Here is a 580-nt window from a genome sequence, read left to right on the forward strand (position 1 = left end):
CATCAGCAGCACCAACTACACCGGCAAAACCAGCAACATCAGAATCAACAGCAGCGACTAATTCAGCAACGGTTCAAAAGCCAGCAGCCTCTACTGAAACAGCACAAAAACCAGCGGCCGCATCTACTTCAGTTGTAGAAGGAGTTATCGCTGAGGCTAAAAAATATATTGGTTCACCATATAAATGGGCAGGAAATACTCCAGCAGGATTCGATTGCAGTGGTTTTACCGTTTACGTATTTAATAAGGTAGGAATCTCCTTGCCACGTACAGCTGCAACACAATGGGATGCGGCAACACCAGTCAGTTCGCCGCGAGTGGGTGATCTTGTCTTCTTTGAAACTTATAAAGTCGGACCATCCCACGTTGGAATCTATTTAGGAGACAACAAATTTATCAGCGCTGCATCGACTGGCGTAACCATTTCCGATATGACATCATCTTATTGGAAAACTAGATACCTTGGTGCAAAATCTCCATACTAATATAGGAAAATCTTTTTAGGAAGACAGTATAAAAGTGCTGTCTTCCTTTTGTTTTATATAATTTGAGGTGACTTCTTAAGAGGGGTTCATAACCC

Annotated in this window: 1 protein-coding gene; it reads left to right on the plus strand. The window is 42.4% G+C overall.

Translation table 11 applies throughout. From position 1 onward, the window contains the following. Nucleotides 1-485, plus strand: a 485-nt coding sequence (locus V7266_RS28145) for a C40 family peptidase (protein ID WP_335472522.1), incomplete at its 5' end; no start/stop codon positions are given. Between the last annotated feature and the right edge of the window lie 95 nt (nucleotides 486-580).

This window comes from Neobacillus drentensis, assembly GCF_036965645.1.
GTDB lineage: Bacteria > Bacillota > Bacilli > Bacillales > Cytobacillaceae > Neobacillus > Neobacillus drentensis_D.